The sequence below is a fragment of the Pseudomonas germanica genome, assembly GCF_019614655.1.
Lineage (GTDB): Bacteria > Pseudomonadota > Gammaproteobacteria > Pseudomonadales > Pseudomonadaceae > Aquipseudomonas > Aquipseudomonas neuropathica.
Genome location: NZ_CP071586.1, coordinates 250,437 through 264,456 on the forward strand (window position 1 = coordinate 250,437; position 14,020 = coordinate 264,456).

11 protein-coding genes are annotated in these 14,020 nt (G+C 60.1%); 9 read left to right on the forward strand and 2 right to left on the reverse strand.

The window, feature by feature from the left end; all coding sequences use genetic code 11:
* The first annotated feature begins 18 nt into the window (after window positions 1-18).
* From J0G10_RS01130 to J0G10_RS01170, 9 genes are all read left to right on the forward strand, one after another.
* The gene (locus J0G10_RS01130; protein ID WP_095049556.1) at window positions 19-1,326 is read left to right on the forward strand and encodes a CitMHS family transporter; all 1,308 of its coding nucleotides are present in this window, start codon (window positions 19-21) and stop codon (window positions 1,324-1,326) included.
* Window positions 1,327-1,411: 85 nt separating this feature from the next.
* Window positions 1,412-2,179 carry a TerC family protein gene (locus tag J0G10_RS01135; protein WP_007911817.1) on the forward strand — a complete coding sequence of 256 codons (768 nt, stop codon included), beginning with the start codon at window positions 1,412-1,414 and terminating at the stop codon, window positions 2,177-2,179.
* 432 nt (window positions 2,180-2,611) lie between these two features.
* The gene (locus J0G10_RS01140; RefSeq protein ID WP_220557231.1) at window positions 2,612-4,270 is read left to right on the forward strand and encodes a Na/Pi cotransporter family protein; all 1,659 of its coding nucleotides are present in this window, start codon (window positions 2,612-2,614) and stop codon (window positions 4,268-4,270) included.
* Between the two features lie 170 nt (window positions 4,271-4,440).
* Window positions 4,441-5,832, forward strand: a complete 1,392-nt coding sequence (locus J0G10_RS01145) for a M16 family metallopeptidase (RefSeq protein ID WP_095125092.1) — start codon at window positions 4,441-4,443, stop codon at window positions 5,830-5,832.
* Window positions 5,833-6,010: 178 nt separating this feature from the next.
* Window positions 6,011-7,039: a DUF5924 family protein gene (locus J0G10_RS01150; RefSeq protein WP_095049553.1), complete on the forward strand. Its 1,029-nt coding sequence runs from the start codon at window positions 6,011-6,013 to the stop codon at window positions 7,037-7,039.
* Between the two features lie 54 nt (window positions 7,040-7,093).
* Window positions 7,094-8,242, forward strand: coding sequence for an ABC transporter permease (locus tag J0G10_RS01155; protein WP_220557232.1), 1,149 nt, complete (start codon window positions 7,094-7,096; stop codon window positions 8,240-8,242).
* Entirely contained in the window at window positions 8,239-9,042 is an 804-nt protein-coding gene (locus J0G10_RS01160) for an ABC transporter ATP-binding protein (protein ID WP_116254167.1), read from the forward strand. The genes J0G10_RS01155 and J0G10_RS01160 overlap by 4 nt, the downstream gene beginning before the upstream one ends.
* Window position 9,043: 1 nt before the next feature.
* A complete protein-coding gene (locus J0G10_RS01165) occupies window positions 9,044-9,982 on the forward strand; it encodes an MlaD family protein (protein ID WP_220557233.1) in 939 nt (312 codons plus the stop codon).
* On the forward strand, window positions 9,979-10,602 hold the full coding sequence (locus tag J0G10_RS01170; RefSeq protein WP_220557234.1) for an ABC-type transport auxiliary lipoprotein family protein: 624 nt from the start codon (window positions 9,979-9,981) through the stop codon (window positions 10,600-10,602). Before J0G10_RS01165 ends, J0G10_RS01170 begins: the two co-directional genes overlap by 4 nt.
* A 121-nt stretch (window positions 10,603-10,723) precedes the next feature.
* Here the strand turns inward: J0G10_RS01170 and J0G10_RS01175 are convergent, their stop codons facing one another.
* Together J0G10_RS01175 and gltP are read right to left on the reverse strand one after the other, a co-directional pair.
* Window positions 10,724-11,953 carry a nucleoside recognition domain-containing protein gene (locus tag J0G10_RS01175; protein ID WP_095049548.1) on the reverse strand — a complete coding sequence of 410 codons (1,230 nt, stop codon included), beginning with the start codon at window positions 11,951-11,953 and terminating at the stop codon, window positions 10,724-10,726.
* 217 nt (window positions 11,954-12,170) lie between these two features.
* Complete coding sequence (gene gltP / locus J0G10_RS01180; protein ID WP_034152229.1) at window positions 12,171-13,502, reverse strand: glutamate/aspartate:proton symporter GltP; 1,332 nt, start codon at window positions 13,500-13,502, stop codon at window positions 12,171-12,173.
* Window positions 13,503-14,020 lie beyond the last annotated feature (518 nt).

Here is a 14,020-nt window from a genome sequence, read left to right on the forward strand (position 1 = left end):
TACGCCTGGAGTATTCCCATGCTGACTTTCCTTGGCTTCGCCATGGTCATCACGTTCATGTTCCTGATCATGACCAAGCGCCTGTCCGCGCTGATCGCTCTGATCATCATCCCGATCGTCTTCGCCCTGTTCGGCGGTTTCGCACCGAAGATCGGTCCGATGATGCTCGAAGGCATCACCAAGCTCGCGCCGACCGGCGTGATGCTGATGTTCGCCATTCTCTATTTCGCCCTGATGATCGACTCCGGCCTGTTCGACCCGGCCGTGCGCAAGATCCTCAAACTGGTCAAGGGCGACCCGCTGAAAGTTTCGGTCGGCACCGCCGTACTGGCGCTCGTCGTTTCCCTCGATGGTGACGGCGCGACCACTTACATGATCTGCGTGGCCGCCATGCTGCCGCTGTACAGCCGCATCGGCATGAGCCCGCGGATCATGGCCGGTCTGATCATCCTCGCCGGTGGCGTGATGAACATGACCCCATGGGGCGGCCCGACTGCCCGCGCCGCCAGTGCGCTGCACGTCGATCCATCGGACATTTTCGTGCCGATGATTCCGGCGATGGCGGCTGGTGTTTTGGCGATCCTGGTCATCGCCTACTTTTACGGTAAGCGTGAGCGTGCGCGTCTCGGTGAGCTGCATCTGGTTGGCGATGATATCGATCACAGCGAAATCAGCGTGTCGCAATTCCCGGATGCCCGCCGTCCGAAACTGATCTGGTTCAACGGCGCCCTGACCTTCGGCCTGATGTGCACGCTGATCGCCGGCCTGTTGCCGTTGCCGGTGCTGTTCATGGTGGCGTTCAGTATTGCCATGATCGTCAACTACCCTTGCCTGCAGATGCAAAAGGATCGTGTCGCCGCTCACGCCGGCAGCGTGCTGGCAGTGGTCGGGCTGATCTTTGCGGCGGGTATCTTCACCGGTATCCTGAGCGGCACCGGCATGGTCGATGCGATGTCGAAGAGCCTGTTGGCGGTGATTCCGGATTTTCTCGGCCCGTACCTGGCCGTGATCACGGCGCTGGTGAGCATGCCGTTCACCTTCTTCATGTCCAACGATGCGTTCTACTATGGCGTGTTGCCGGTGTTGGCCGAGGCCGCCAGCCACTACGGGATCACCGCAGTGGAAATGGCCCGTGCCTCGATCGTCGGTCAGCCCGTCCACTTGCTGAGCCCGTTGGTGCCATCGACGTATCTGTTGGTGGCCCTGGCCGGCATCGATTTTGGTGACCACCAGCGTTTCACCCTGAAATGGGCGATCCTGGTTTGTATCTGCATCCTGATTGCTGCACTGCTGTTGGGGACTTTCCCGGTGTTCAGCACTCTATAAGCCCACGACTCACCGTTTCGGGTCCTGGCTTCGCTGTTTGAAGCCCGGACCTTTTTCGGTTTAACAATCGCTCAAAGGAATACACATGGAATGGCTGACCAACCCCGAAATCTGGGTTGCCTTCTTCACCCTGACCGCCCTGGAAATCGTCCTCGGCATCGATAACATCATCATGATTTCGATCCTGGTCAGCCGCATGCCCAAACACATGCAGCAGCGCACCCGGATCTTCGGTCTCGGCCTGGCCATGATCACCCGCATCCTGTTGCTGCTGTCGATCACCTGGGTCATGCGCCTCACCGCCGACCTGTTCGAGGTGTTCGGCCAAGGCATTTCCGGCCGTGACCTGATCCTGTTCTTCGGTGGTCTGTTCCTGCTGTGGAAGAGCTCGCAAGAGATGTACCACGCGCTGGAAGGCGAAGACGAAAGCGACGAAACCCCGGGCGGCAAGGGTGGCAACTTCCTCTACACCATCATCCAGATCGCGATCATCGACATCGTCTTCTCGCTGGATTCGGTGATCACCGCCGTGGGCATGGTGTCCCACGTGCCGGTGATGGTCGCGGCGATCGTCGTGGCGGTGCTGGTGATGATGCTGGCCTCGGGCAAGATCAGCGAGTTCATCGACAAGCACCCGTCGCTGAAGATGCTGGCGCTGTCGTTCCTGCTGGTGGTCGGCACCGTGCTGATTGCCGAGTCGTTCGACGTGCATGTACCGAAAGGCTACGTCTACTTCGCCATGGCGTTCTCGCTGGCGGTGGAAGCGATCAACATCAAGCTGCGCGGCGCGATGGCCAAGAAGAGACAGCAGCAAGATCCGGTGAAACTGCGCAAGGACATCCCGGGCCAGTAACCCGGTAATCCAGACGCACGCAATACCCCCTGTGGGAGCGAGCCTGCTCGCGAAGACGGAGTGTCAGTCGACAAAAATGTTGGCTGATCCACCGCTTTCGCGAGCAGGCTCGCTCCCACATTTGTTTGTGCAACATTCAGTCACTGCGGACCTTGTGGGAGCTGGCTTGCCAGCGATAGCGGAGTGTCAGGCGACATCAATGTTGGTTGTGCCGACGCCATCGCTGGCAAGCCAGCTCCCACAGGAGACGGCGTTGATTTAAAGGGAGTGTATGAAGCGCTTTTCATGACACTTTTGTTTCAATCGACACTTTAGCTGTGCAATGCTGGCGCCCAGACCGTTAGCCAACTACAGCTTAAGTATCAAAAACGTAGAAACCGCGCGGTACCGTCAACTTGCCTCTCTGAGGCACTGCTATTACAGGGGGTCTGCATGCTCACCCTGCTCAATCTGCTTTCCGCCGTCGCCCTGCTGATCTGGGGCACGCATATCGTTCGAACCGGCATCCTGCGGGTGTACGGCACCAACCTGCGCCATGTGATTGGCCAAAACATGTCCAAGCGCTGGCTGGCCTTTGTCGCCGGCATCGTCGTTACCGCGATGGTGCAGAGCAGCAATGCCACGGCCATGCTCGTGACCTCTTTCGTCGGCCAGGGCCTGATGGCGCTGACCCCGGCGCTGGCGACCATGCTCGGCGCCGACGTCGGTACCGCGCTGATGGCGCGGGTGCTGACGTTTGACTTGTCGTGGCTGTCGCCGCTGCTGATTTTCCTCGGGGTGATTTTCTTTCTGTCGCGCAAACAGACGCGGCTCGGGCAGATGGGCCGGGTCAGCATCGGTCTGGGGCTGATCATTCTCGCGCTGCAATTGATCGTCGAGGCCGCTGCGCCGATCACTCACGCTCAAGGGGTCAAGGTGATCTTCGCCTCGCTGACCGGCGATATCCTTCTCGACGCCTTGGTCGGCGCATTGTTCGCGATGATTTCCTACTCGAGCCTCGCCGCCGTGTTGCTCACCGCGACACTGGCCGGCGCCAGTGTGATCAGCTTGCCGGTGGCGATCGGTCTGGTGATCGGCGCCAACATCGGCAGCGGCATTCTCGCTTTCATGAGCACCAGCATGCAGAACGCGGCCGGGCGGCAAGTGGCGCTGGGCAGTCTGCTGTACAAACTGATCGGCCTGCTGCTGATCATTCCGGTACTCGATCCGCTGGTGCACTGGATCGACAGCCTCGATTTCAGCCCGCAGGAAATGGTCATCGGTTTCCACTTGCTCTACAACACCGCGCGCTGCCTGATTCTGCTGCCGTCGGTGGGGCCGATGGCGCGCCTCTGCGCGTGGCTGCTGCCGGAACGGCCGGAGGTCAACGGCACCGCCAAACCGCGTCACCTCGACGCGACGGCACTGGTCACGCCGAGCCTGGCGTTGGCCAACGCCGCGCGGGAAACTCTGCGCATGGGCGATCTGCTCGACAACATGCTCGACGCCACCCTCGATGTGCTGCGCGGCAAGCAGACCGCCGTCACCCAGGAAATGCGCCGATTGACCGACGACGTCGAGGCGCTGTACAGCGCGATCAAGCTGTACCTGGCGCAGATGCCCCGCGAAGACCTCGGCGAGCAGGACAGTCGGCGCTGGGCCGAGATCATCGAGCTGGCGATCAATCTGAAACTGGCCGCCGACCTGATCGAACGCATGCTGCGCAAGATCCAGCAGCAGAAAACCTCGCAGCGGCGCTCGTTTTCCGAGGAAGGTCTGGAGGATCTGGCCGGATTGCAGCAGCAATTGATCGCTAATCTGCGGTTGGGGCTGTCGGTGTTCCTCAGTGGTGACCGCGAAAGCGCCCGCCAGCTACTGCGCGAGAAACGCCGCTTTCGCGCGCAGGAACGTCGTCTGGCCCATGCGCATGTCAGCCGTTTGCAACGCAAGATCGTGCAGAGTATCGAGACCAGTTCGCTGCATCTGGAGTTGATTGCCGACATGAAGCGGCTCAATTCGCTGTTTTGCGGCAGTGCGTATGTGGTGCTGGAAACGGCGGATACCGGGGCGCTGGCGACGGATGATATTGCCGACATTACGCATTCGCCTTGAACGACTGGGGCTGGGTTTAGTCAGTTACATTGATTCAGCCTTCAGGCCGCTATCGCGAGCAGGCTCACTCCTACAGTGGGGAATGCATTTCAAATGTGGGAGCGAGCTTGCTCGCGAAGGCGATCTGACTGACGACACGGATCTCCAAATCAGCCGTATGGAAGCCTGTTATGCGTTGCCTGTTGTTCGCCTGTCTGTTGCTCGGTTCCCTGCCCGCCTTCGCCCTGGATCGTTTTCAGGTTGAAGGCTATGCGCTGCCCAATGGTTTGCAGTTGCTGCTCAAGCCCGGCACCGAGCGCGGGCATGTTGCGATCCGGTTGGTAGTGGGCGTCGGCCTTGATGATTTCGATTGCGATGACAAGGAGCTGCCGCACCTGCTTGAGCATTTGTTGTTCAGCGGCATCGATGCGACCGGCGAAGGCGGTTTAGAGGAACGTATGCAAGCGCTGGGTGGTGACTGGAATGCGTTCACCAGTAACGCCGACACCACGTTTGTCATCGAAGCGCCGGCGAAAAACCAGCGCAAGGTACTCGACCTGCTGCTCGCTCTGCTCACGCAAACGCGCATCGACGACAACGCGATCAACGCCGCCAAACGTGTGGTCGAGCGCGAGGACGGCGGCCATTACACACGCCTGCAGCGCTTCCTTGATCGTCAGGACCTTGGCCACACCGCGAGCAATCAGCTCGCCGTCGAACTGGGCTTGAAATGCCCGCAGCGCGCCGAGGTCGGTCACCTGACTCAGGAACAACTGGAGAAGGTGCGCGAGGCCTGGTACGCGCCGAACAACATGACCCTGATCGTCGTCGGCGAACTCGACAAACTGCTGCCGGCCTATCTGGAACGCACCTGGGGCGCGCTCGAAGCGGTCGAGCCGAGCGAGCACCGTGCACTGCCGGACATCAGCACTAGCGCCGCCCATGAGCGCACCCTCACCCGTGGCTTTATCGGCGACAGCGCCAAGTTGCACTGGCTGGTGCCGGAACCGGTGCTGAACGATCAGTACGATGAGACGTTCGATATCCTCAAGGATTATCTGGATTGGGCGCTGTATCGGCAGATTCGTCTCAACCACGGTTTGTCCTATGGGCCGTGGGCCGAGCGTGAGGTATTTGGCGGCGTCGGTTTCATGAGCCTGAATGCCGATCTGGATCGTGATGACGTCGACGAAGCTATTCAGGTGCTGGAGGACCTCAAGGCTGATCTGCTGAAAAACGGCCTAGACCCGGATACTTTCGCGCGGATCAAACAGGCCTCGATCGCCCATCAGGCTTGGGCGGTACAGGGCAACAGCGCGATGGCGGATTACTACTGGAGCGCCCTCGGTGATTACCAGGACGGCCGTTTTGCCAACCCCGCGCGCGAGCTGCAAGGGGTGACGCTGGAAGCGGCGAACAAGGCCATGCGTGAGTTGCTGTTGCAACCGGGGTATCTGCGGATCGAGAAGCCGTTGATCAGTGATGATCAGGTTTTGTGGTTGAGTGCGGGTGGCTTGGGTCTGGTGTTGCTGGTCCTGATCGGCTGGCGTTTGCATCACCGCCGCCGGCCGGCCGAGCACTAATCCTGTAGGAGTGAGCCTGCTCGCGATAGCGGTCCTTCAGTCACCATTTCTTCGGCTGATATTCCGCAATCGCGAGCAGGCTCACTCCTACAATGAAATGCGTTGGTTTTAAGTGACCATCAGCCTTGCCAGCGCTACTCTGTCGAGGTTTTTTCCCCTCAAGTCGTGAACCGCCCAAATGCCAAAAATACAGCTCCTGATCCAGCGCATTCTCGAACTGATGAAGCGCTATCCCGGGGTCATTGCGCTTGGCGGGTTCATCTCCGGGGTCGGCAGTTTCATCATGGTCGATCGTCAGCAGGGCCTGGCGAGCTGGATCACCGTGATCATGCTGCTCAGCTGGATCTGGCTGATGCTGGAAAACACCCTCACCGGCCTCTTCACCCGCGTGTTCAAACGCGAGATTCCCCAGCCGCTGCTGCGTTACGCGACGCAGATGATCCATCAGGAAAGCCTGTTTTTCGTCCTGCCGTTCTTTTTCATCACCACGACGTGGAATAGCGGACAGCTGTTTTTCACCGGCCTGCTCAGCGTCGCGGCACTGATTTCCATCGTCGATCCGCTCTATTACAAATGGCTGGCGCCACGGCGCTGGGCGTTTCTCGCGCTGCACACTCTGACCCTGTTCGCCGCCCTGCTCACCGCGTTGCCGGTGATCATGCACCTGACCACCGCGCAAAGCTTCAAGTGGGCGCTTGGCATTGCCGTGTTGTTGTCGTTCCCGAGTCTGGCGTCGATCTTCCCGATCCGCACGCTGCGCAATGCCTTGGCGATCCTGTGCATCACGGTCGGCATCGGTGGCGTGGGTTGGGCGCTGCGTTCGTGGGTGCCACCGGCGACGCTGTGGATGACCGACGTGGCGATCAGCACGCAAATGCAGGACCGCACCCCAGGCGCCAGCCTCGACACGGTCAGCGCCGAGCAGATTCGTGGCGATGGCCTTTATGCCTATACCGCTATCAACGCGCCGCGCGGGCTGGATGAGCGGATTTATCACGTCTGGCAATTCAACGGCAAAGAGGTCGACCGCATCGCCCTCGACATCCATGGCGGGCGCAAGGAAGGCTACCGTGCGTGGACGCACAAGCAGAACTTCCCCGGCAACCCGGCGGGCAAGTGGCAAGTGCGGGTGTTGACCGAGGATGGCCAGGTGATCGGCGTGCTGCGTTTCGAAGTCACGGACAGCACAGCGATCAAAGAAAAGTAATCCGGTTCGTGCTATTACGTTAGTTCGCATAAAGGCCGAACAAGCACGGAGCTTATGACCAGCAGCTCGATCAGCGGTAATGCTCAACTGGACACGTCGATAACCCCTGCCCGCCTGCGGGTCACGGGGGACTGGACGCTTGCCCATTACGCCGAGCTCAAGCAACTGAGCGAAAAGCTCCACGGTCAGTACGATGCCAACACCCCGATCGACCTCAACAGCCTCGGCGCCCTCGACACCGCTGGCGCTTCGTTGCTGGTCGAACTGCTCGGCTCCGAACGCCTGGGCAAATCCGCCGAACACCCCGATTGCACCCTGACCTCCGCCGACCGCGCGCTGCTGCAAACCGTGTACTGCTCGATGACCGATTTCTGCGTGCCGATCAAAGAGCTGGAAATCAGCGTCAGTGTGCAACTGCTGACGCGCATTGGTCGCGCCGTCGACACCGTCTGGCAGGACACTCTGCAACTGCTCGGTTTCGTCGGCCTGATCATGGAAACCATCGCTCGCAACCTGTTACGGCCCAAGCGCTGGCGCATCACGCCAATGATCGCGCACATCGAGCAGACCGGCCTCGATGCCGCGCCGATCGTGGCATTGCTGACATTTCTGGTGGGTGCGGTGGTGGCGTTTCTCGGCGCCACGGTGCTGGCCAGTTTCGGTGCGACGATTTTTACCGTGGACCTGGTGGGCTTCTCGTTCCTGCGCGAATTTGGTGTGCTGCTCACGGCAATCCTCATGGCCGGGCGCACTGCCAGTGCCTTCACTGCGCAGATCGGCTCGATGAAGGCCAACGAGGAAATCGATGCGATTCGCACCCTCGGCCTTGATCCGATGGAGCTGCTGGTGGTGCCGCGCGTGCTGGCGATGCTGGTGGCGTTGCCGATGCTGACCTTCCTGGCGATGCTCTGCGGGATAATCGGCGGCGGCGTGGTCTGCGCGGTGTCGCTGGATATCTCGCCGGCGATGTTCCTGACGCTGTTGCAGTCGGATATCGGCGTGCAGCACTTTCTGGTCGGCTTGGTGAAGGCGCCGATCTTCGCCTTCATCATTGCTGCAATTGGTTGCCTGGAAGGCTTCAAGGTCAGTGGCAGCGCCGAGTCGGTCGGCGCCCACACTACGTCTGCCGTGGTGCAATCGATTTTCGTGGTGATCGTGCTCGACGCGGTGGCCGCGCTGTTCTTCATGGAGATGGGCTGGTGAGTCGTCTACCCCGCGCGCCCTCGGAGGCGGTGATCGAAGTCCGTGGCCTGTGCAATCGCTTCGGCAGCCAGAGCGTGCACGAGAACCTCGACCTGGATTTGTACAAAGGCGAGATTCTCGCCGTGGTCGGCGGCTCCGGCAGCGGCAAATCGGTGTTGCTGCGCAGCATCGTCGGCCTGCGCCGGCCTAGCGAAGGCATCGTCAAAGTGTTCGGCAAGAACCTGCCGAGCCTGTCCGAGCATGAGCGCTCGCTGGTCGAACGCCGTTTTGGTGTGCTGTTTCAGAAAGGCGCGCTGTTCTCCTCGCTGACCGTTACTGAGAACGTCGCCCTGCCCCTTATCGAACACGCCGGCCTCAGCCGCAACGACGCCGAGCACTTGGCTGCGGTGAAGCTGGCGCTGGCCGGGTTGCCGCTGTCGGCGGCGGACAAATACCCGGCATCGCTGTCCGGCGGCATGATCAAACGCGCTGCTCTGGCCCGGGCTCTGGCGCTGGACCCGGACATCCTGTTTCTCGATGAACCCACCGCTGGCCTCGATCCGATTGGTGCGGCGCAGTTCGATCAATTGATCCTGACCCTGCGCGATGCGCTCGGTCTCAGCGTGTTTCTGGTGACCCACGACCTCGACACGCTCTACACCATCACCGACCGCGTGGCGGTGCTGGCGCAGAAAAAAGTGCTGGTCGCCGGCCCGATCGACGTCGTCTCGGAAACCGACGACGCATGGATTCACGAATACTTCCACGGTCCGCGTGGCCGCTCGGCGCTGGACGCCGCCAAATTGCTCAACGAGGTCTGACATGGAAACCCGAGCGCATCATGTGTTGATCGGCCTGTTCACCGTGATTGTGGTGGCAGGTGCCCTGCTCTTCGGTCTTTTCCTGGCAAAGTCCAGTGTCGACACCGAGTTCAAGGATTACGAGATTGTCTTCAGCGAGGCGGTCAGTGGCTTGTCCAAGGGCAGCCCGGTGCAGTACAGCGGGATCAAGGTCGGCGATGTGATCAACCTGCGCCTCGATCCAAAGGATCCGCGGCGGGTGCTGGCGCGGATTCGTCTGGCCGGTGATACGCCGGTCAAGGAAGACACCCAGGCCAAACTGGCGCTGGCCGGGATCACCGGTACGTCGATTATCCAGCTCAGCGGCGGTACGCCCGAGAGCCCGAAGCTGCGTGGACATGATGGCAACCTGCCGACCATCGTCGCTTCGCCCTCGCCTATTTCGCGCTTGCTCAATGACAGCAACGATTTGATGACCGGCATCACTGCGCTGCTGCAGAACGCCAACCAGATGTTTTCTGCCGAGAACGTCGAGCGTGTGAGCAAAACCCTCACCCATCTGGAGCAGACCACCGGCACCATCAACGATCAGCGCGGTGACATCAAGCAAGCCATGCAGCAACTGGCGAGCGTTGGCAAACAGGCCGGCAGCATGCTCGAACAGACCTCGTTATTGATGCGCAATGCCAACGGCTTGATCAACGATCAGGGCAAACAGGCATTGGGCAGTGCCGAACAAGCCATGAAGTCGCTGGAGCAAAGTACCGCGACGATCAGCACCCTGCTGAACAAAAACGAAAACTCCCTCGACAACGGCATGCAGGGCCTTAATGGCCTGGCCCCGGCGATCCGCGAACTGCGCGAGACGCTGACCTCGCTGCGCGCCATCTCCCAACGCCTTGAGGCCAACCCCAGCGGCTACCTGCTGGGCCGTGACAAGAACAAGGAATTCACGCCATGAAGCTGACTCGACTTGCCCTCCTCGCCGGCTTCACGCTGATCAGCGCCTGTTCGATTCTGCCCCAGTCCGAGCCGTCGGATGTCTATCGCCTGCCGGCCGCACAGGCGCCCGCCTCGGCCAGTTCAGCGGCGACTCAGTCTTGGTCGTTGCGGTTGAACAAGTTGCAGGCCAGTGAGGCGTTGAACCGGCCGACGATTGCGGTGATTCCGCAGGGCGACGTGATCAGCAGTTACAAGGGCTCGCGCTGGAGTGATCCGGCGCCGGTGCTGGTGCGTAATCGCTTGTTCGATGGGTTTCAGCGTGATGGTCGGGTGACGTTGCTTAGTACCGATGACAGCAACTTTGCGGCGGATCTGGAATTGGGCGGGAGTTTGCAGGCGTTTCAGACCGAATACCAAGGCTCACAGGCCAGCGTTGTGGTGCGCGTCGATGCGTTGCTGGTGCGCGGTTATGACCAGCGCATTCTGGCCAGTCGCCGCTTTGAAGAGCGCCAGCCTCTGAACGATGTACAGGTGCCGGCGGTGGTGGCCGGGTTTGGCCAGGCCAGTGATCGCCTGACCGCCAAAATCGTCGCTTGGGCTGTCGAACAAGGCCAGAAACTGGCCCCCCCAAAACCTTAAGCCCGACACACAACCCCTGTAGGAGTGAGCCTGCTCGCGATAGCGGTGTATCAGTCACCGATGATGGCGATTGATAAACCGCTATCGCGAGCAGACTCGCTCCTACAGTTTTGATGTGTGATCAGCCGAAGAACCAGTAGCACACGCCAATCGCGCCGAGCACACCCGCCAGTTCCGCCAGCAACGCACACCCCACCGCATGCCGCGCCCGCTGAATGCCCACCGCGCCGAAATACACTGCCAGCACATAGAACGTCGTCTCGGTACTACCCTGCACCGTCGCCGCGACCAGCGCCGGGAAGCTGTCGACGCCCGAGGTCTTCATCGTCTCGATCAGCATGGCCCGCGCTGCGCTGCCGGAGAACGGCTTGACCATCGCCGTCGGCAACGCATCGACAAACCGTGTGTCCCAACCCGCCCACTCGACCAGATGACGAATGCCATCCAGACCGAAGTCCAACGCCCCGGAAGCACGCAGTACGCCGACCGCACAGAGCATCGCCACCAGATACGGCAGCAGGTTCTTCGCGACGTCGAAGCCTTCCTTCGCGCCTTCAACGAACGCCTCGTAAACCTTCACTTTCCTCAACGCGCCGATGATCAGAAACAGCATGATCAACCCGAACAGCGTGAGATTGCCGAGGATCGACGACAATCCCGCCAAAGCCGTCGCTGAAAGGGTGCCGAGCAACGCCATGAAGCCACCCAACAACAGCGCACCCGGTACCAGATAGGCCAGCACCACTGGATCCCAGATCCGCAGGCGCTGCATGAACGCCACCGAGAGGAAGCCGACGATCGTCGAGCAACTGGTTGCCAGCAGGATCGGCAGGAACACCAGCGTCGGATCTGGCGCGCCTTGCTGGGCGCGGTACATGAAGATCGTCACCGGCAGCAGGGTCAGGGAGGAGGCGTTGAGCACCAGGAAGAGGATTTGCGCGTTACTGGCGATGGTGGCACTGGGATTGAGCTCCTGCAGCGCCTTCATGGCTTTCAGGCCGATGGGCGTGGCCGCGTTGTCGAGGCCCAGACCGTTGGCGGCGAAGTTCAGAGTGATCAGGCCAAGGGCAGGGTGACCGGCCGGGACTTCCGGCATCAGCCGCAGGAACAGGGGGCCGAGTACCTTGGCCAGCCACTCGACGATCCCGGCCTTCTCGGCGATGCGCAGAAAGCCCAGCCACAGGGTGAGGGTGCCGAACAGCAGCACCATGACTTCGACCGAGAGCTTGGCCATGGCGAAAATGCTTTCCACCATCGCCGCAAAGATCCCGGCGTTGCCGCCGATCAGCCACTGCGCCAGCGCCGATACGGCTGCCACGATGAAGAAGCCAAGCCACAGGCCATTAAGCATCAGTCAAATCCCCCGAAGAATGCCGCGAATGATAGCGGGGTCACCAGAAACGACAAACCCCGGATTTCTCCGGGGTTTGAGTGTACCTGCTGCCACCCCATTTACCGGGTTGACCTCAATCTCCTGTAGGAGCTGCCGAAGGCTGCGATCTTTTGATTTTGTTTTTAAAAAGCAAGATCAACAGATCGCAGCCTGCGGCAGCTCCTACAGGGGTGTGTCAGTTCTTCGAGATTTCGCCTGCAGGCAGTTTTTCCTTGCTGCGCCAGTGCGGCAGGGAGTTCCAGTAGCGCTGGCCCTTGGCATCGTCGTACATGCCTTCCCAACGTGCGATAACCAGTACCGCCAGGGCGTTACCAATCACGTTCAGAGCGGTACGCGCCATGTCCATGATGCGGTCGACACCGGCGATGAACGCCAAGCCTTCCAGCGGAATGCCGACGCTGCCCAGAGTGGCCAGCAGTACCACGAAGGACACGCCCGGTACACCGGCGATGCCTTTGGAGGTGACCATCAGGGTCAGGACCAGCAGCAGCTGCTGGCTGATCGACAGGTCGATGCCGTACAGCTGGGCAATAAAGATGGCGGCGATCGACTGGTACAGGGTCGAACCGTCGAGGTTGAACGAATAACCGGTCGGCACCACGAAGCTGCAGATGGCTTTCGGTGCGCCGTAGGCTTCCATCTTCTCGATCACGCGTGGCAGCACGGTTTCCGAAGACGCGGTGGAGTAGGCCAGCACCAGCTCATCCTTGAAGATGCGCATCAGCTTGATCACAGAGAAACCGAACAGCTTGGCGATCAGGCCCAGCACCACGAAGGCAAAGAAGGCGATGGCGACGTAAACCAGGATCACCAGTTTCGCCAGCGGCAGCAGCGAGGCGAAGCCGAAGTTGGCCACGGTCACCGCGATCAGTGCGAACACGCCGATCGGCGCATAGTTCATGATCATGTGGGTGACTTTGAACATGCTTTCCGAGACGCCCTGGAACATCTTCACCAGCGGCTCGCGCAGGTCCGACTGCAGGCTCGACAGACCGAGACCGAACAGCACGGAGAAGAAGATGATCGGCAGCATTTCGCCGCGGGCCATGGCCGCGAAGATGTTCGACGGGATCAGGTTGAGGATGGTCTCGATGAACGCGTGTTCATGCTGCACTTCGGCGGCGGTCGCCTGGTACTTCGAGATGTCCACCGTGCCCAGGGTGCTCATGTCGATGCCGGTACCCGGGTGGAACAGGTTGGCCAGCAGCAGGCCGACAACGATGGCGATGGTGGTGACGATTTCGAAATAGATGATCGTCTTCAGGCCAATCCGCCCGAGTTTCTTGGCGTCGCCCACGCCGGCAATGCCGACAATCAGGGAAGAGATGACGATCGGGATCACGATCATCTTGATCAGACGGATAAAGATATCGCCTGCCGGTTGCAGGACGTTGCTGATCCACCAAGCCTTCTCGGCACTGAAGTGATTGAGCAACGCACCAATTGCAATCCCTAGAACAAGACCGATGAGGATCTGCCAGGCGAGGCTGATTTTTGCCTTCTTCATTATCTTTACCCTTACTTGCGTTTGACTCAGGCACATGCAGGAACTGGAACGCTCTTTAGCGGAAAAGTCTGTGCATCTGCCTCCGTATAAGGTGCCCCGAAGCGCGTATTTACGGCTCTTCGGCAGGCGAAAAAAGGCGCAACTATTCCGATGCAAGGTTGCGCCGTCTAATGCCGTAAACGCCTACCCTATGCCGAATCGGCATGAGCTTTTTTAAATGAAACTGGCGTCCCAACCGGTTCGATTGTGACATTTCGGCCGGCATAAGTGCCGTGAACCGGCCATCACAGCCTAGGTTGGTTGTTTTTTGAACGAGAAAAATCGACGAAATATTTAGGAAAAAGCCTACGCAGGAAGACTAGAAGTCCTACTGTTTAAGTGGTCTCTTTGTCGATATACGGTCGCCATGAAACACCGCGTAATGTTTTCGCGCGCAGTGTCAGCGATAAAAAGGATGAGCTAGACGCTCTGGATCAATGTTTTGCTTGTTGGAAAGCTCAGCGCAAGTCCGTCGAGCC

Bases quoted from the DNA above. Each gene is read 5' to 3' on its own strand.
- gltP (WP_034152229.1), bottom strand. From the start codon at position 13,502: ATGAAGAAGGCAAAAATCAGCCTCGCCTGGCAGATCCTCATCGGTCTT.
- J0G10_RS01155 (WP_220557232.1), top strand. From the start codon at position 7,094: ATGACCAGCAGCTCGATCAGCGGTAATGCTCAACTGGACACGTCGATA.
- J0G10_RS01130 (WP_095049556.1), top strand. From the start codon at position 19: ATGCTGACTTTCCTTGGCTTCGCCATGGTCATCACGTTCATGTTCCTG.
- J0G10_RS01170 (WP_220557234.1), top strand. From the start codon at position 9,979: ATGAAGCTGACTCGACTTGCCCTCCTCGCCGGCTTCACGCTGATCAGC.
- J0G10_RS01175 (WP_095049548.1), bottom strand. From the start codon at position 11,953: ATGCTTAATGGCCTGTGGCTTGGCTTCTTCATCGTGGCAGCCGTATCG.
- J0G10_RS01150 (WP_095049553.1), top strand. From the start codon at position 6,011: ATGCCAAAAATACAGCTCCTGATCCAGCGCATTCTCGAACTGATGAAG.
- J0G10_RS01140 (WP_220557231.1), top strand. From the start codon at position 2,612: ATGCTCACCCTGCTCAATCTGCTTTCCGCCGTCGCCCTGCTGATCTGG.
- J0G10_RS01145 (WP_095125092.1), top strand. From the start codon at position 4,441: ATGCGTTGCCTGTTGTTCGCCTGTCTGTTGCTCGGTTCCCTGCCCGCC.
- J0G10_RS01135 (WP_007911817.1), top strand. From the start codon at position 1,412: ATGGAATGGCTGACCAACCCCGAAATCTGGGTTGCCTTCTTCACCCTG.
- J0G10_RS01165 (WP_220557233.1), top strand. From the start codon at position 9,044: ATGGAAACCCGAGCGCATCATGTGTTGATCGGCCTGTTCACCGTGATT.